The 16,934-nt window shown below is 68.1% G+C and carries 14 protein-coding genes and 1 tRNA gene; 8 read left to right on the forward strand and 7 right to left on the reverse strand.

The window, feature by feature from the left end; translation table 11 throughout:
- Window positions 1–3: 3 nt before the first annotated feature.
- On the reverse strand, window positions 4–1,314 hold the full coding sequence (locus IEV96_RS15425; RefSeq protein WP_188511622.1) for a hypothetical protein: 1,311 nt from the start codon (window positions 1,312–1,314) through the stop codon (window positions 4–6).
- 131 nt (window positions 1,315–1,445) lie between these two features.
- On the opposite strand from IEV96_RS15425, the gene IEV96_RS15430 reads away from it, so the two are divergent.
- Window positions 1,446–5,153 carry a DEAD/DEAH box helicase gene (locus tag IEV96_RS15430; RefSeq protein ID WP_188511623.1) on the forward strand — a complete coding sequence of 1,236 codons (3,708 nt, stop codon included), beginning with the start codon at window positions 1,446–1,448 and terminating at the stop codon, window positions 5,151–5,153.
- A gap of 386 nt (window positions 5,154–5,539) precedes the next feature.
- Here IEV96_RS15430 and mscL read toward each other — a convergent pair whose 3' ends face one another.
- From mscL to IEV96_RS15445, 3 genes are read right to left on the reverse strand one after another with little or no spacing between them, the layout of a single operon-like run.
- Window positions 5,540–6,013 (reverse strand): large conductance mechanosensitive channel protein MscL, encoded by a 474-nt coding sequence (gene mscL / locus IEV96_RS15435; RefSeq protein WP_188511624.1) that lies wholly within the window; start codon window positions 6,011–6,013, stop codon window positions 5,540–5,542.
- A gap of 48 nt (window positions 6,014–6,061) precedes the next feature.
- Window positions 6,062–6,397: an FmdB family zinc ribbon protein gene (locus IEV96_RS15440; protein WP_188511625.1), complete on the reverse strand. Its 336-nt coding sequence runs from the start codon at window positions 6,395–6,397 to the stop codon at window positions 6,062–6,064.
- A gap of 28 nt (window positions 6,398–6,425) precedes the next feature.
- Window positions 6,426–7,004, reverse strand: coding sequence for a 5-formyltetrahydrofolate cyclo-ligase (locus IEV96_RS15445; protein WP_188511626.1), 579 nt, complete (start codon window positions 7,002–7,004; stop codon window positions 6,426–6,428).
- 38 nt (window positions 7,005–7,042) lie between these two features.
- Between IEV96_RS15445 and galU the strand changes: the two genes are divergently transcribed.
- The 4 genes from galU (at window position 7,043) to IEV96_RS15465 (ending at window position 9,711) form a co-directional block, all read left to right on the forward strand.
- Window positions 7,043–7,933, forward strand: coding sequence for a UTP--glucose-1-phosphate uridylyltransferase GalU (gene galU, locus IEV96_RS15450; RefSeq protein ID WP_188511627.1), 891 nt, complete (start codon window positions 7,043–7,045; stop codon window positions 7,931–7,933).
- Window positions 7,934–7,939: 6 nt separating this feature from the next.
- Window positions 7,940–8,593, forward strand: a complete 654-nt coding sequence (locus IEV96_RS15455; RefSeq protein WP_188511628.1) for a GNAT family N-acetyltransferase — start codon at window positions 7,940–7,942, stop codon at window positions 8,591–8,593.
- Between the two features lie 66 nt (window positions 8,594–8,659).
- The gene (locus tag IEV96_RS15460) at window positions 8,660–9,580 is read left to right on the forward strand and encodes a hypothetical protein (RefSeq protein WP_188511629.1); all 921 of its coding nucleotides are present in this window, start codon (window positions 8,660–8,662) and stop codon (window positions 9,578–9,580) included.
- A gap of 55 nt (window positions 9,581–9,635) precedes the next feature.
- Window positions 9,636–9,711: transfer RNA gene (locus tag IEV96_RS15465), tRNA-Ala, on the forward strand.
- A 50-nt stretch (window positions 9,712–9,761) separates the two neighbouring features.
- On the opposite strand, the gene IEV96_RS15470 is transcribed toward IEV96_RS15465, so the two are convergent.
- Window positions 9,762–10,634, reverse strand: coding sequence for a DUF4349 domain-containing protein (locus IEV96_RS15470; protein ID WP_188511630.1), 873 nt, complete (start codon window positions 10,632–10,634; stop codon window positions 9,762–9,764).
- A 169-nt stretch (window positions 10,635–10,803) separates the two neighbouring features.
- Here IEV96_RS15470 and IEV96_RS15475 point away from each other — a divergent pair, with 169 nt between their 5' ends.
- Both IEV96_RS15475 and IEV96_RS15480 read left to right on the forward strand, forming a co-directional pair.
- On the forward strand, window positions 10,804–11,019 hold the full coding sequence (locus IEV96_RS15475; protein WP_188511631.1) for a hypothetical protein: 216 nt from the start codon (window positions 10,804–10,806) through the stop codon (window positions 11,017–11,019).
- Between the two features lie 71 nt (window positions 11,020–11,090).
- A complete protein-coding gene (locus tag IEV96_RS15480) occupies window positions 11,091–12,077 on the forward strand; it encodes an aldo/keto reductase (RefSeq protein ID WP_188511632.1) in 987 nt (328 codons plus the stop codon).
- 166 nt (window positions 12,078–12,243) lie between these two features.
- On the opposite strand, the gene IEV96_RS15485 is transcribed toward IEV96_RS15480, so the two are convergent.
- Window positions 12,244–12,969, reverse strand: coding sequence for an alpha/beta fold hydrolase (locus tag IEV96_RS15485; RefSeq protein ID WP_188511633.1), 726 nt, complete (start codon window positions 12,967–12,969; stop codon window positions 12,244–12,246).
- 4 nt (window positions 12,970–12,973) lie between these two features.
- Window positions 12,974–14,182, reverse strand: a complete 1,209-nt coding sequence (locus IEV96_RS15490) for an MFS transporter (protein ID WP_188511634.1) — start codon at window positions 14,180–14,182, stop codon at window positions 12,974–12,976.
- A 222-nt stretch (window positions 14,183–14,404) separates the two neighbouring features.
- Between IEV96_RS15490 and IEV96_RS15495 the strand changes: the two genes are divergently transcribed.
- On the forward strand, window positions 14,405–16,870 hold the full coding sequence (locus IEV96_RS15495; protein ID WP_188511635.1) for a ribonucleoside-diphosphate reductase subunit alpha: 2,466 nt from the start codon (window positions 14,405–14,407) through the stop codon (window positions 16,868–16,870).
- Window positions 16,871–16,934 lie beyond the last annotated feature (64 nt).

A 16,934-nucleotide genomic window follows, 5' to 3' on the forward strand; every position in this document is an offset into this window, starting at 1 on the left:
GGCTCAGCGGCCGCGCTGCATCGCGTCGTAGTGCGCGAGTGCATCGCCGTCGCGGGCGTGGGTGACGGCGCGGCGGGCGGCGTCGAGCGCTTCGACCGGGTCGGCCTCCGCCTCGGCGAGCATCAGCTGACGCTCCGCCTCGGCCAGCCGGGTGCGGGCCTCGGCGCCGACGGTACGGCCGCCGCCCGCCACGAGCGACTTGAGCGCGTCGATCTGGCTGCGTGCCGAAACGAGTGTCCCGACCAGCGCGGTGCGCGCGTGTTCGAGCCGCTGGGTCTGATTGCGGGCGGTGGCGAGCGCCGTGTCGAGGTTGGCCACGGCCGCGGAGAGGGCGTCGAGACCGGTCACCGGGTTGCGCCGCGCCGCGCCGGCCACGACGGACAAACGCGCCGTCTCGACATCCGAAATCGCGCGGATGATGGCGGCTCCCGACTCGGCGTCCGGCGCGGTGTCGCGTTGGACCCGGGCCTCGTCGAGGTCGCTCCCGGATGACGTGACGAGTGCGTCGAGGGCGGATGCCGCGGCATCGAGCCGCGCGCCGAGCCGGTCGACGCCATCCAGCGCTCCGGTCGCACGGCGCAGCGAGCCCTCGGCGTCTTCGAGCAGCCCGCTCACGGTGTTGACCCCGGACGGCGTGACCCGCGACCGCGCATCGGCGAGCGTTTCGGCCGCGTCGTCGAGCGCGGCGGACGCCGAGGCCAGCGGGTCGTCCGTGCCGAACAGCGCGGCGTCGTAGTCGGCGCGCAGCCGGTCGAGCGTGGAGGCAGCGGTCGTCAGCCGGGCGCGGGCAGCCCCCACCCGCTCCTCGAGGTCGGCGATGCGGGCGGGGGAGTCGGCCTCCGCACCGCGCAGCTGCACGAAGTCGCGGTCCTGACCCGCGACCGCGGCGATCGCCGCCTCGCAGAGCGCGGTGATCTGCAGCGTCCACTCGCGTTTCTTCTGCGCCGATTCGGGCACGGCGTCGTCGAGGGCCTGCTGAATCCGGAACGCCTCGGCGAGCTTCGCACGGGCATCCGCCATCGTGGCCGCGAACCGCGCGGTGCGGGCCTCGCCGAACTGGGCGACCGCGAAACCGAGTTCGTCCTCGCCCGCGCTGACGGCCTCGTCGGCCCGCACCAGCAGGATGTTGGCCCGGGTGCGCAGCGCGGGCAGGCCGCTCGCGCTCGACGGCTGCGCGCCCGACCGACGTCGAAACAGCAAAAGGATGCCGACCGCGAGCAGAACGACGACGACCACGACGACGGTCACGACGGCGATCGTCGCACCCCGCGCGACGTCGTCGGCGAGGGCCGCGGAGGAAAACGAGAGGGTCACTCGAGCATTTTAGGCGGGCCAGACTGGAACAAACCGGCGTATCCTCCCCGCTTTTGCGGCGGGAGGCCCTTAAGGTAGCCCATGTGTGGCGTGCCGAGAGAACAGACAACGACTTCCATGAGGAGGACGAGATGGGTGCTGCCCGCGCTCGCCCCCAGGTAACGGCGCCTCACGCGCTGAGTCTGGGAGACCCGACCTACGAACCCGGAAACGTCGCCGAACCGACCTGGGCCGCGTGGCGTGCTGAGCTCGCCGCGCTCGGCGGACGCTCGCCGCTTCTGCACTTCGTCGACGCCCCGCGTACCCGCATCGAGCTGAGCACCACCCACCCCGGCGGCCTCGCCCAGTTCATCACCGGCAAGACCACCCTGCTGTCGAGCCTCATCCGCGACGACCTCGCCCTCCGCACCGCGAAGGCTGCCGCGGGCCTCATCGCCTCGAAGGGGCTCGAGCTCTCCACCGCCCGCGGGATCGACGCCGTGCACCTCGGTGTGGGCATCGCCGAGTGGCAGTTCGAGAAGACCGACTTCCGCGCGCCGGTGCTGCTGCGCCCGCTCGCCATCCGCCGCCACGGTCGCGACTTCGAGGTCAAGCTCAAGGGACCGGCGTTCCTCAACCCCGAACTCGCGCGTGCCCTCGAGGCCCAGTTCGGCCTGAAACTCGACGCCCAGGCCTTCGTCGCCCTCGCCGACGACGACGGCACCTTCAAGCCGAACCCCGTCATCGACCGCCTGCGCGGACTGACCAGCCACCTCGAGTGGTTCAACGTGAGCCCGCGCCTCGTGGTCTCGACGTTCGTCGACATCGCGAATGCCATGGTCTCCGACGTCGCCGACCTCGAGCACCCCGTGCTCGACGCGGTCGCCGGGAATCCCGCCGCGAAGCGCACCCTGCAGGAGAGCTTCGTCGCCGTCGAGGCCCAGAGCGCCGACGCGCGCCCCCCGCAGACCGACACCCTCCTCCTCGACGCCGACGCCGAGCAGGAGAACGTGATCGCCCAGATCGCCGCAGGCAACTCGCTCGTCGTGAAGACCCTGCCCGGCACCGGCGGAACGCAGACCATCGTCAACGCGATCGGCACGCTCGTCGGACAGAACAAGCGCGTGCTCGTCGTGAGCGCCCGCCGCGCCTCCCTGCACGGAATCGCCCAGCGTCTCAACGATGTCGGCCTGCCGGGCGTCGCGGTCGCGCCGCGCACCCTGCGTCGCGACATCATCCGTTCGATCTCGCGCAACGAGCGTTCTGCCCAGCCCAAGGTCGAAGAGGTGGATGACGCGCTGGTACGCCTGCGCAAGGTGCTGCTCGACTACCGCGGCGCACTGAGCAAGCCCGACAACGTGCTCGGCATCTCCGTGCTTGAGTGCGTCACCGAGCTGTCGAGACTCGCACTTCTGCCCGAGCCCCCGGCCACCACCGCCCGTCTCTCCCGGTCGTCGGTCGAGAAGCTGGCGACCGACCGCCGCCGCGCCGCCGAGACCATGGTGCAGGCCGCCCAGCTCGGCGAATTCCGCTACGGCCCTGGCGACTCGCCCTGGTACGGCGCCCAGTTCTCCACGAGCGAAGAAGCGGTGCGTGCCCACGAGCTCGCCAAGAAGCTCTCCCACGAAGACCTGCCACGACTGCTCGAACGCGCCAACGCCGTAATCAGCTCGACGAGAATGCGTCCGTTCGCCAGCATCCGGGAACTCGGCATCTACCTGCGCCTGCTCACCGACCTGCGCGACACCCTCGACAAGTTCTTGCCGATGGTCTTCGACCGCTCGATCGCCGAGCTCGTGATGGCCACCTCGCCGCGCAAGGACAGCCCGAACATGTCGGGCGCCAACCGCCGTCGCCTCAAGAAGCTCGCCCGCGAATACGTGCGCCCCGGAGTGCACGTGAGCGACATGAACGAGGCACTGCTGCGCATCCAGCAGCAGCGCGTTCTCTGGCAGCGTTTCGTGACCGAGGGCGTCACGCCCGAGGTGCCCGTGGGGATCGCCGACGTGCGTCATGCCCTGCAGCAGGTCGAGTCCGACCTCGAGAAGCTCGACGCGCCGCTGGGCTTCGACACCCGCGAGACCTCGCTGAGCAATCTGCCGATCTCGGTGCTCGTCGACGATCTCGCCGGGCTCGCCGCCGACTCCGACGTGCTGCACAACCTGCAGGAGCGCACCGCGCTGATGAAGACGCTCGTCGACCTCGAGCTCGAGCCGCTCATCACCGACCTCGCCCAGCGCCACGTGCCCGAAGAGCAGGTGGGCGCCGAACTCGAGCTCGCCTGGTGGCAGTCGGCCCTAGAGTCGCTGCTCGCCGCAGACCGCGCCCTGCTCGGGGCGAACACCCCCGTGCTCGACCGGCTCGAAGCCGACTTCCGACTCGTCGACGACGCCCACGCCGCCGGCAGCGCCCAGCTGCTGTCGTGGCAGCTCGCCGAGAACTGGAAGATCGGCCTCGTCGACTGGCCCGACGAGGGCCGGCTGCTGAAGAAGCTGCTTCTGCGCAGCCAGATGGACGCGTTCGACCTGCAGACCACCGCGCCGCACCTGTCGCGCGCGGTCGCGCCGGTCTGGCTCGCATCGCCCTACGAGGTGCCGTCGATCGCCGACACGATGCCGTTCGACACCGTCGTGCTCGTCGACGCGGGTGCGACGACCGTCGCCGAGAACCTCGGCGCCATCCGCCGCGCTAAGCAGGTCGTCGCGTTCGGCGACCCCGTGACTCAGACGCCCGCCTCGTTCGAGGTCGCCATCGGCGAGCAGACGGAGCAGCCCGCTCCCGCGCCCGACGAAGAGACCCTCGACCGGCTGCACGACGACTCCGCGCTGTCGCGTCTCGGCCAGATCCTGACCACCTTCTCGCTCACGCGCAGCTACCGTCCGGGCGGCGAAGAGCTCGCCGAGCTGGTCAACCGCCGGTTCTACGGCGGTCGCATCCAGTCGCTGCCTTGGGCCGGGAGCTTCCTCGGCCACGGCAGCCTCGCCATGGACTTCGTCGCCGACGGCCACGGCCTGCCCGACAGCTACACGGGCGCGGTCGAGAGCGTCGACGCCGAGGTCAACCGCGTGGTCGAACTAGTGTTGGAGCACGCCGCCCAGCGTCCGCGCGAGTCGCTCATGGTGATCACCGCGAGCCCGCTGCACGCCGTACGCGTCCAGCAGGCCGTGCTGACCGCCGTCACGACCCGCCCCGAGCTGAACGATTTCATCATCGGCGACCGTCCCGAGCCGTTCGCGGTCATGACGATCGACCAGGCCGTGGCGGAGAGCCGCGACCGGGTGATCTTCTCGATCGGCTTCGGCCGCACCCCGCACGGTCGCGTGCTGTCGAACTTCGGTGTGCTCGGACTTCCGGGCGGTGAACGACTGCTCGCCGTGGCCATGACGCGTGCGCGCCGTTCCATGGTGATCGTCACCTGCTTCGAGCCCGCCGACATCGACGGCGACCGCATGAGCCATGGCGCCATCGCCCTCGCCGAGATCCTGGCCGAGGTCGACGCGCGGCTCGCCGACATACCCCTGCCCGACGACAGTGACCCGATGCTCGTGGATCTCGCCCGCCGACTCGAGCACCGCGGCATCCGCGTCGCGCTCGGACACCGCGGCAAGCTCGGCCTCGTCGCCTCGCACGGCGGCGTCTGCGTCACCGTCGAGACCGACGCTGTTCTCGGCACCACGACGCTGCGCGAGTCGCTGCGCCTACGCCCGGAACTGCTGCGCCGACTCGGCTGGCACTACCTGCGCGTGCACGCCTTCGAGCTGTTCAGCGACCCCGACGCCGTCGCGCGTCGGGTGATGGACACGCTCGGAGTCGACGCGATCCCCGCGACGGAGCCGATCACGATCATCCAGCCGCAGTAGCCGTGGCGTCGCCCGACACCCCTGCGCCGCGGCCCAAGCGTCGCCGCGTCACTACCGAGCCACCGCCCGGAAGCGACCCGACGCCGCAGCCCGAGGAGCCGCGCGGCTCCGGCACCGAGAACGACGCCCGGCTGAAGGCGGACAAGCCGCCGCACTGGGGCTAGGCCGCGGATCGAGCAGGTCGCTCAGCCTCCGTATCGAACCGCGTGAGCCGCGGCGGAAGTGCAGTCGTGGTGGGTGGCCGGGCGGTCAGACCCGCCATTTGTGCACTATCACCGGGGCGAGCGCGCGGGCTGCAGGGCGGATGCGGCCGTTTGGCGGGGATGCGATCGTTCGAACACCCGCAACCGCGCCACAGTGCCGCACCCGCCACACCAGCGGACGGCCTAGCCGGTTACGTCGCTGTGCTTGCCCTTGGGATCGCTGATGGCGGACGACGATGCCGATCCGGATGCCAGCAGGTTGCGGATCTCGATGAGCAGCTCGACCTGGCTCGGCTCCTTGGCGGGGTCTTCGACGCCCGCCGCGATCTGCTCCTTCTTCTTGAGGAACGACGACTTCTTGAGGTAGTTGATCGGGATGATCAGCGCGAAGTAGACGACCGCGGCAACGAGCAGGAACTGGATGACCGCCGCGATGACGACGCCGAACTGAATCGTCGCCTCTTCGCCACCGGTAGTCGGGATGACGACGTTCAGGGCGTTATCGAGGTCCTTCGCGTTGAACAGCGCACCAATGGCGGGGTTGAAGACCGCGGTGACGATCGCGTTGACGATGGCTGTGAACGCCGCGCCGATGACGACGGCGACCGCGAGGTCGATCACGTTTCCGCGGAGGATGAACTCCTTGAAACCCTTCATGCAGACACTCCTTGACGTAGGGGCGAGCGAAATATGCTCACCACCAGCCTAAACGGAGGGTTTGGGCGACGACGACGCAGCCGGGGCGGCGGCCGGCGCGGCGGGTACGGACGGAGCCGCGGGAGCGGCGGCGGGCGCCGAGGTGGAGGAGGAGGACGACGAGTCCGCGGCGGTCGACTTCTTGCCCGGTGCATCCGAAGTCTTGTTTTCGCTGCGCGAGTCGTTGCGGTAGAAGCCGCTGCCGGTGAAGCTCACGCCGATGGGGGAGAAGACCTTGCGTACCGGGCGGCCGTCGGGACCCTCGGTGAGGTCGGCATCGGTGAACGACTGGTAGACGTCGAAGGTCTCGTCGCTGTCGAGGTACTTGTAGCTGTAGGTAGGCAAGAAAAAAGCTCCTGTGAAGAGGGCGGCGCTAGAACTTCGTGATGCCGCCGGGCGTAACGACGCCGTTGACTCGCTGGTCGTGCACCTCGCTGGGCACCGTGTCGACAAGTTCACTGTCGAAGATCACAGCATAGACCGGCGGGCAGCGTTCCATGCTTCCGAGGGTCTTGTCGAAGTAGCCGCGGCCCCAGCCCATGCGCATGCCCGAGCGGTCGACGCTCGCGGCGGGCACGACGATGAGGTCGACGCTGTTGATCGCGATCGGCCCGAGAACCTCGGTCGTGGGGGTCGGCATGCCGAATACGTCTTCGTCCTCGTCTTTGCCATCGTACGGGGCCCAGTCGAGCAGGCCGTCTTCGCGCGAGATGGGGAGCAGAACCCGGATGCCCCGGTCGCAGGCCCAGTGCAGAAAGTCTCGGGTGTTCGGTTCGTCGGGGGTCGAGAGGTACGCCGCGACCGAGGTGACTCCGAGCTCGCTGGTCAGCTCTTCGAGGTGGCGAGTGACTCCCGCGGTCGCGCTTTCGCGCTCGTCAGACGTGATGATGCGTCGCCGTTCGCGCAGTTCGGCGCGGAGTGCCCGCTTTTCGTTAGTGATGTCATCGGACATTCTGCAATCCTACGAGGTTGACCTATAGCCTTACTTGTATGGCATCCAGAATTACCAAAGCAGTCATTCCCGCCGCGGGTTTGGGAACACGATTCCTCCCCGCCACGAAAGCAATGCCGAAGGAGATGCTCCCGGTTGTCGACAAGCCGGCAATCCAGTACGTGGTCGAAGAGGCAGTGGCCGCCGGTCTCACCGACGTCCTGCTGATCACCGGCCGCAACAAGACCGCGCTCGAGAACCACTTCGACCGTGCGACCGAGCTCGAGGCCACCCTGACCACCAAGGGCGACACCGACAGGCTGCACAAGGTCGAGTACTCCAATGACCTCGCCGACATGCACTACGTGCGCCAGGGCGACCCGCGCGGACTCGGCCACGCCGTGCTCCGCGCGCACATGCACGTGGGAAACCAGCCGTTCGCCGTCCTGCTCGGTGACGACCTGATCGACTCGCGGGACGTACTGCTCGCCCGCATGATCGAAGAGCAGAACAAGCGCGAGTGCACCGTCATCGCGCTCATGGAGGTCGACCCCTCGGTCGCCCACATGTACGGTGTCGCGACCGTCGAAGCCACCGGCAGCCCCGATGTCGTCAAGGTGCTCGACCTGGTCGAGAAGCCGGCGGAGGGAACCGCTCCCTCGAACTTCGCCATTATCGGCCGCTACGTTCTGCAGCCCGACGTCTTCGATGTGCTCGAGAACACGCCCCCCGGCAAGGGCAACGAGATCCAGCTCACCGACGCTCTGCGCACCCTGGCGAAGAACAACATCGCCGGAGGCGTGTACGGCGTCGTCTTCCGCGGCCGCCGCTACGACACGGGCGACCGTCTCGACTACATCAAGGCGATCGTGCAGCTTGCCGTCGAGCGCGAAGACCTCGGTCCCGAGCTGCGTCCGTGGCTGAAGGAGTTCTCCTCCACTCTGGAGTAAGCACCCATGCCAACCCTCATCCCCACCCTGCGCGACGGGGACATCTCGATTCGACCGGTTCGACTTCGGGACGCCCGCGTCTTGGAGCGCGAACTGCTCGAAAACCGCACCTGGTTGCGTAAATGGGAAGCGACCAACCCCGTTGGTCCGATGAGTTTCGACGTGCGTTCCAGCATCCGTCACCTGCAATCAAACGCCCGCGCCGGGCTCGGCCTGCCGTTCATCATCGAATATCAGGGCGAGCTCGCCGGGCAGTTGAACGTCTCCTCGATCAGCTACGGCTCCGTGTCGATGGCCACTATCGGCTACTGGGTGTCCGAGCGGTTCGCGGGCAAGGGACTCACCCCGACCGCGGTGGCCCTCGCGAGCGACCACTGCTTCTTCACCGTCGGACTGCACCGCATCGAAATCTGCATCCGCCCCGAGAACGAGCCCTCGCTGCGCGTGGTCGAGAAGCTCGGCTTCCGCTATGAGGGACTGCGCCGACGGTACATCCACATCAACGGCGACTGGCGCGACCACTTCTGCTTCGCGCTGACCGTCGAAGAGCTGCCGACCGGCGTTCTGCGGCGCTGGAAAGACGGCCGTGTGCCCGCCGAGAACGCCATGATCCCCGAGGGCGACCGGGTCGCCGCGCAACGCCCGCTGGCGATCGGCTGATACTTTCGCCGGAACACACCCCCGTATCGTCCATTGATACGACGGATGCGCCTCTAGCGTAGGCACATGGACCTTTCGGGCGGACTCAGCAGTGGCGCCATGCTCGCGCTTGCCGCGGGCCTCTGGCTGGTGTACCTCATTCCCACCTGGCTCAGGCGCCGCGAGTACCTCGCGACCGAGCGCAACGCGGTGCGGCTGCAGCAGACTCTGCGCATCCTCGCCGAGAGCGCGGAGATCCCGACCGAGGTCCGGGCCGAGACCAGCGCGAAGAGTGTCGCCGCGTTCCAGCGCAGCCTCCTCCAGCAGGAACAGCTCGCCGACGCCGTGACCCGCGCCCGCGACGCCGCTGCCGCGCGCACCATGGGACGCCAGCTCGCGCAGGCACAGCCGGCGCTCGCCGCCGTGGTCAACTCGCGCACGCTCGCGTCGCGCCGCCTGCGCCGCACGCGAGCCGTGACATCCGCGGTCTTCTTCGTTTCGGTCATCGCCCTCGCTGTGCAACTGGTGCTGCTCGCGACCACGGGAATGGGTGCCGCGGCTCCCGCCGTTCTCGCATTCGGAGCCGTCGGGTCGGTGACGTCGTTCGCCATGCTCGGCCGGCTCGCCTCGATCAGCCGCGCCCGCACCGCGGCGCTCGTGCAGCAGCCCGCCGCCCGCACCACCCAGCGCACGGCCCCGACGGCCCGCCAGGCTCCCGCCCCGGTCGTCGAGAAGCAGTGGACCCCTGTACCGCTGCCCAAGCCCCTCTACCTCTCGCGACCCGCTCCGGAGCCGGTCGTCATCGTGGCCGACGAGGTCGCAGCCGAACTGCGTGCGGCCGCGGTGGAAGCGGAACGCGCGCGACGCGCGGCTGAGGCGGCCCCCGTGGCCGTGCCGATTCCGATCACCCGGCCGAGCCGTTTCGCGGCGATGGGCATCGTCGACGAGAGCGCCGTCGCGACGCCCGACCTCGACGCCGTGCTGCGCCGCCGTCGCACCGCCAGCTAGGGTCACCGGGCGATCCACCCGCCGTCGCTATCGTGATAACGTAGCTACGCAACACGGGCCCTTGGCGCAGTTGGTAGCGCGCCTCGTTCGCATCGAGGAGGTCAGGAGTTCAAATCTCCTAGGGTCCACCACTGTTGTAAAGAAACCCCCGCCGGTCGCCCGGCGGGGGTTTTCGCGTGTTTCACGCCGCGTCGACCGGTTCGGCCCGGGCGGCGCGACGACGGCGGATCACCACGAGGGCGATCAGCGCCGCGACGCCCGCCAGCGCGAGCCACGGGACGAGCACGCCGAGGGCGACGAGCAGGAACCCAACGAATCCGGTGAAGGCCGCCCACCCCGCGACCAGCCCGTCCCAGAAGGTGTCCGGCTGCGCGAGCGGGGCATCCGTCACGGAGATCAGCGACAGTTCGATCGTCGACAGGTCGACCTGGTCGGCGAGGGAACGTCGCTGCGCCTCCATCGACTCGAGGTTGCCCTGCCGCTCGCTGATCGCGGTCTCGAGGTCGATGAGTACCTTAGTGTCGGTCGCGGTGGCGAGCAGCGCCGTGAGTCGGTCGACGGAGGCCCGCAGCGCGGAGATGCGCGCGTCGAGATCCTGGGCCTGCGCCGTGACGTCGACGGCGTTGATCGCGACGTGCTCGGCATCGCCGAGCGCCTTGAGTCCGTCGAGGGTGGCGCCCAGCGAATCGGACGGGATACGCAGACTGAGCGTCGCCGATCCGTTGTCGTTTTCGGTGGGCGCGTTCTCGGTGCGTGCGTCGACCCGCCCGCCCGCGGTCTCCACGATGCGCACGGCCTCGCTGGCGGCCGCGATGGGATCGTCGGCGGTGACCGTCACGGTTCCCGTGGTCACGACAGAGCGGGTGTCGTCTGCGAGGAGTTGTCCGGCCGTGGCATCCGTGACCCGGGCCTCCTCGCTGGTACCGGGGACCGACGGTTGGCTCAGGCCGGGTTCGCTCACGGCCGGTGCCGACTGGTCGCTCGCGGATGTCGTGCAGCCGGCGAGCGACACCGCGGCTGCCAACAGTGCTGTGGTTGCAAGAATTCGCCTCATGCTGCGAAGGTACGACCGCGGCACGGCAACCGCTACCCAACGTTTGACACGATTCGGACGTCAATCGGGGGCGTGGTCGGCCGATTCGGGCGGTGCGCTTGTCAAGGTCTGGAGGGGGCGCTGCGGGAGTCCTACCCTCGGTTACGACCATTCGATCAAGGGAGACAACATGGGCGTATTCGACAATGCCAAGGACGCGGCCGAGGCTACGGGCAAGAAGATCGGCGACTGGGCCGACGACACCAAAGACCGCATCGGCGACAGGGTCGATGAAGCGAAAGCCGACGCCGAGGTGAAGAGGGCCGAGGGTGACGTGAAGAAGGCCGAGGCCAACCGCGACGCCACCGAGACCAAGAACGAGTACAAGGAGAACCTCCGCGACTAAGGAGGTTTAGCGAAGAGGGAATCGGGCCGCAAGCTCGATTCCCTTTTTCACGAGTCACGTACGCTCGACCCATGGACACACGCAACGCAGCGCGCATCGGCAGAGACCTCTCGGTCATCGGACTCGGCACCTGGCAACTCGGTGCCGACTGGGGAGACGTCAGCGAGGCGGATGCCCGGTCGGTTCTCGACGCCTCGGTCGAGGCGGGGGTCAGCGTTTTCGACACCGCCGACGTCTACGGCGACGGACGCAGCGAGCAGATCATCGGCGGATACCTCGCCGACAACCCCGACCTCGACATCTTCGTCGCCACCAAGATGGGGCGCCGCGAAGAACAGGACCCCGCGAACTTCACGCTGGAGAAATTCCGCGAGTGGACCGACCGCTCGCGCACGAACCTCCGCGTCGACACCCTCGACCTCGTACAGCTGCACTGCCCGCCCACGCCCGTGTTCTCGACCGACGCCGTGTACGACGCCCTCGACACGCTCGTCGCCGAGGGTGCCATCGCCCGTTACGGCGTGAGCGTCGAGACCGTCGACGAGGCGCTCGCCGCGATGGAGCGTCCGGGGCTCGCGAGCGTGCAGATCATCGTGAACGCGTTCCGCCTTAAGCCGCTCGAACGCGTGCTGCCCGCCGCCGCGGAGGCCGGCATCGCCGTCATCACCCGCGTGCCCCTCGCTTCGGGACTGCTCAGCGGGAAGTACACGGCCGACACCACGTTCGCGGCCAACGACCACCGCACGTTCAACCGGCACGGCGAGGCCTTCGACGTGGGGGAGACCTTCTCCGGAGTCGACTTCGAGCGCGGAGTCGCCGCGGCGCAGGAGTTCTCGGCGCTCGCCGCATCCGTCGACCTTTCTCCGTCGGTCGCCGCGCTCGCCTGGCTCGCCCAGCTCGACGGCGTGACCACGGTGATTCCGGGCGCACGCAATGTGGAGCAGGCCCGCACCAACGCGTCGGCCGGATCGGTCGCGCCGCTGCCCGAATCGTTCGGGGTCGCGGTCGCCGACATCTACGACCGGTACTTCCGCGAGGCGGTGCACGGCCGCTGGTAGCGGCGTCGCGCGGCACCTACGCACTGTGGCGCTGGCAAGTCTGCCCAGGCGCACGGCACTCTCTAAATCGAAGGTTCAGTTCGTGCTGACGTCAGCGCAGACTGAACCTTCGAATCGGGGAGTGCCGCAGCACGGGCACCCAGAAACGAGACGCGTCGCGCTCGGGTCAGCCCAGCCACTCCCGCAGCAGCGCGAGTGTCTCGTCGGGGCGGTCGCGGTGCGGGGAGTGGCCCGACCCCTCGATCACCCGGTAGTCGATCAGCGGGTTCGCGGCGACCAGCTCGTCGGCGGTGGCGGTCGGCAGCATGCTGTAGACGGCGTGGTCGCCGCCGACGAGCAGGGTCGGCACGGCGAGGCGTCGGGCGTCGTCGAGCACGTCCCACGGGGTGTTGTGCGCGATGGTGCGCGTGACCATGTCTGCCGTGGCCTTCGCGGTCGCGGTCGCCTTGTGCGAGACGTCGAGCGGATGCCACGCGGGACGCAGTTCACGGAAGCCCGCCTCGTCGAGCCCGAGTTCGCCCAGTTCGCCCGCGAGCAGCCCGTCGAGTTCGGCGGACGGGAGCACGAGCGCCGGGTCGAGCAGCACGAGCCGGCGGGTGAAGCCGGCACGTAGCGCGGCGACCGTGGCGACCGCGCCGCCCAGCGAGTGTCCGACCACGGCGTCCCAGCCGGAGCCGGGCAGGTCGCCCGCGTAGTCCGCGAACGCGTAGCCGTCGGCGACCGGTGCGTCACCGTTGCCACGCAGGTCGACCGCCGTCACGTGCCAGCCGGCTTTGGCGAGCGAATCGCCCACCCGCCACCAGGTGGCACCGCTCGAAGTCAGACCGTGGACGAGCAGGGCGCGGCGGGCGGCGCGAGGATCGCCCCAGGTGGTTGCCGGAAGTTCGGGCATCCCGCTAGCTCGGCTGGATCGGGATCGGGGCGGTGTCGGGCAGCGAGGTGAGTTCGCGGCCGCGGAGGTCGGGGTGCCAGCCGCGCAGGATCAGGGGGATCAGGAAGCCGACGAACGCGAAACCGGCGGCGACCATAAAGCCGCCGATGGCACCGTTGGCGTCGATGAGGAAGCCTGCGATGGCCGAGCCGATCGCGGCGCCGATGAGCTGTCCGGTGCCGACCCAGCCGTAGGCCTCGGCGGTGTCGCTGAACTTCACCGTCGCCGACACGATGGCGAACATCACGGCGAGGGCGGGGGCGATTCCGACGCCGGCGACGAGCAGCGCGATGGCGAGCCACCAGAAGTCGAGCGACGCCATGGCGAGCGCCATGCCGACGAAGACGGCGAACATACGCCGCGCCATCGCCCACGGGCCCACCGGGAGGTGACCGAGGGCGAGGCCGCCGGCCAGCGAGCCGAGGGCGAAGATCGCGAGGATGATGCCCGACTCGGCGCCGTCTTCGCCGAAGGTCGCGACGACGCCCGCCTCGACGGCCGCGCAGGCACCGATGAGCAGGAAGCCCGTGATGGTGGACAGCAGCACGGCCGGCTTCTTGAGCACGACGCCGAGCTTGCGTTTGCTGCGCGGGATGCGCACGCGCCCCACCTCGGGCGACAGGATGAACCACAACCCGCCGCCGACCATCAGCACGCCGGCGAGCACGATCGCGAGCGAGGTCGAGATCTGCACGGCGACGAAGGTCGTGATGACGGGGCCCGCGACCCAGATGATCTCCTGCGCGGAAGCGTCGAGGGAGAACAGCGGGGTCAGCTGCTTCGAGTTGACCATCTTGGGGTAGATGGTGCGCACGGCCGGCTGGATCGGCGGAGTCGACAGGCCGCAGATGAGTCCGACGTTCATGTAGGCCCACACCGGCATCACGATGAAGGCCATGCAGAAGATCGAGATGGTGCAGACCACCATCGTGAGCACGAGCACCTTGCGCATGCTCCAGACGCCCATCCACCGGCTGGTGAGCGGGCCGGCGATGGCCTGGCCGATGCTGGTGGCCGCGAGCACGAGGCCGGCGGCGCCATAGGAATTGTGGATGTGCTCGATGTGCAGCAGGTAGGCCAGCGAGAGCATTCCCGAGGGGAACCGGGCGGTCAACTGCGCCGCGATGATGCGGGCGACCCCGGGGGTTTTCAACAGGCTGGCGTAGCTACTCACCGGCCTAGTCTACGGAAGTCCCCGCGACATCCGACCCGCCCTGTATGCGGCGATAACCCGGGCTGGGCCTGTGGAATCTGGGGACAAAGTTATCCACACCTGTGGATGACACGCCCACTACATGTAGGGATCGCTTTCTGTCGGAACCCCGATATATAGTGGTGCAAGAGCCAAGGCAGCGACGGGGGTTGCTGCCAAATCTGGGCATTTTTAGGAGCATTCGTGGGAATCACAGTAGTAAAGCGCAACGGCGAGCGAGAGCCGTACGACGCCAACAAAATCAACCTCGCCATCGAGCACGCCACATACGGTCTCGACGACAACATCACCTGGGTCACGCAGATCGCGTCGGAACTCGAGCTCACGCTCTTCGACGGCATCACCACCCAGCAGCTCGACGAGGCCGTCATCCAGGTCGCCCTGCAGAACGTCAAAGACGACCCGGCATTCGACGTCGTTGCCGCCCGCCTCCTGCTCAAGACCATCTACAAGCGCGTGCTCGGCCACTACTCCGGTGCCGACGAGCTGAAGGCGCTGCACGCCAGCCACTTCGAGGCCAACGTGCGTCGCGGTGTCGAAGAGGGACTCCTCGACACGCGCCTCGTCGAACTCTTCGACTTCTCCGCTCTCTCCGCCGCACTCGAGCCCTCCCACGACGAGCTCCTCAAGTACATCGGCGTTGTGACGCTGAACAACCGGTACGGCATCAAGGGCCGCAACGGCGACGCCCTCGAGGTGCCCCAGTACTTCTGGATGCGCATCGCCATGGGCCTCTCGCTCAACGAGCAGAACCCCACCGAGCACGCCATCGCCTTCTACGAGAAGATGTCGAAGCTCGAGTACCTCGCCGCCGGCTCCACGCTCGTCAACGCGGGCACCGTCTACCCCCAGCTCGCCAACTGCTTCGTCATGGAAATGCAAGACGACATGGAGCACATCGCGAAGACCACCCGCGACGTCATGTGGCTCACCAAGGGCACCGGCGGAATCGGCCTCTCGGTCACCAAGCTGCGCGCACAGGGCTCGCCCATCCGCTCGAACAACACCACGTCGACCGGCCCGATCCCGTTCATGCACACGATCGACTCCATCCTGCGGGCGGTGAGCCGAGGCGGAAAGAAGTTCGGCGCCCTCGCGTTCTACATGGAGAACTGGCACCTCGACTTCCCGGAGTTCCTCGACCTCCGCCAGAACTCCGGCGACCCGTACCGCCGCACCCGCACCGCGAACACCGCGGTCTGGATCAGCGACGAGTTCATGAAGCGCGTGCAGAACGACGACTTCTGGTACCTCTTCGACCCGCTCGAGGTCGCCGACCTCAACGAGCTCTACGGCCAGGCCTTCTCGACCCGCTACAACGAGTACGTGGCCAAGGCCGAAGCCGGCGAGATGCGCATGTTCAAGAAGATGGGCGCCCGCGAGCAGTTCAAGTCGATCCTTCTGTCGCTGCAGAGCACCGCTCACCCGTGGCTCACCTGGAAGGACACGATCAACAACCGTGCGCTGAACAACAACACGGGAACGATCCACCTGTCCAACCTCTGCACCGAGATCACCCTCCCGCAGGACGAAGACAACGTCTCGGTCTGCAACCTCGCGTCGATCAACCTCTCGCGTCACCTTGACGATGCGGGCAAGCTCGACTTCTCGAAGATCGAGGAGAGCGCGCGCCTCGCGGTGCGCCAGCTCGACAACCTGATCGACATCACGCGTTCCAGCGTGAAGGAGGCGGACTTCTCGAACGAGCAGAACCGCGCCGTCGGACTTGGTGTCATGGGCTTCACCGACATCATCGAGCGCATGGGCATCAGCTACGAGAGCGAAGAGTCGTACGACCTGATCGACGAGATCATGGAGCACGTCTCCTACGCGGCGATCGACGAGAGCGCCAACCTCGCCCAGGAGCGCGGTGCCTACAAGAACTTCGCCGGTTCGCGTTGGGCGCAGGGCCTCGTGCCGATCGACTCGATCGAGCTCACCGAGGCCGACCGCGGCCAGGAGATCAAGGTCAACCGCAAGACCCGCCTCGACTGGGACGCCCTGCGTCTCAAGGTCAAGGGAGGCATGCGCAACGCGACCCTCATGGCGATCGCGCCCACCGCGTCGATCGGACTCGTCGCCGGCACCACGCCCGGCCTCGACCCGCAGTTCTCGCAGATCTTCAGCCGCGCCACCTCGAACGGCAAGTTCCTCGAGGTCAACCGCAACCTGGTGACCGACCTGCAGAACCTCGGCCTCTGGGATTCGACGAAGGAGACCATCCTGCGCAGCCAGGGTGACATCCAGAACATCGCGTCGATCCCCGACTCGGTCAAGGCCACCTACAAGACGAGCTTCCAGCTCTCGCCCTACTCGTTCCTCGAGGTCGCGGCGCGTGCGCAGAAGTGGATCGACCAGGCGATCAGCCGCAACATGTACCTCGAGACGCGCGACATCGGCGACATGATGGACATCTACATGGGAGCGTGGGAGCGCGGCGTGAAGACGACGTACTACCTGCACATGAAGCCTCGTCACACCGCCGAGCAGTCCACCGTCAAGGTGAACAAGTCGGAGGAGATCGGCGACGGCGCCAAGAAGGGCTTCGGAGCCCCGAAGGCCACGGTCGGTGCTGGAACAAGCGGTGCTGCGGATGCCGCGGCTCCCGTAGCCCCACGCAAGGGCTTCGGCTTCGGAGGTGTGAAGTAATGGGACCCGACGACTACTACGTACCCGTAGACCCGATGGACGATCTGCAGTGCGACAGCTGCCA

Origin of the sequence: Conyzicola nivalis, from assembly GCF_014639655.1 — a bacterium.
Lineage (GTDB): Bacteria > Actinomycetota > Actinomycetes > Actinomycetales > Microbacteriaceae > Conyzicola > Conyzicola nivalis.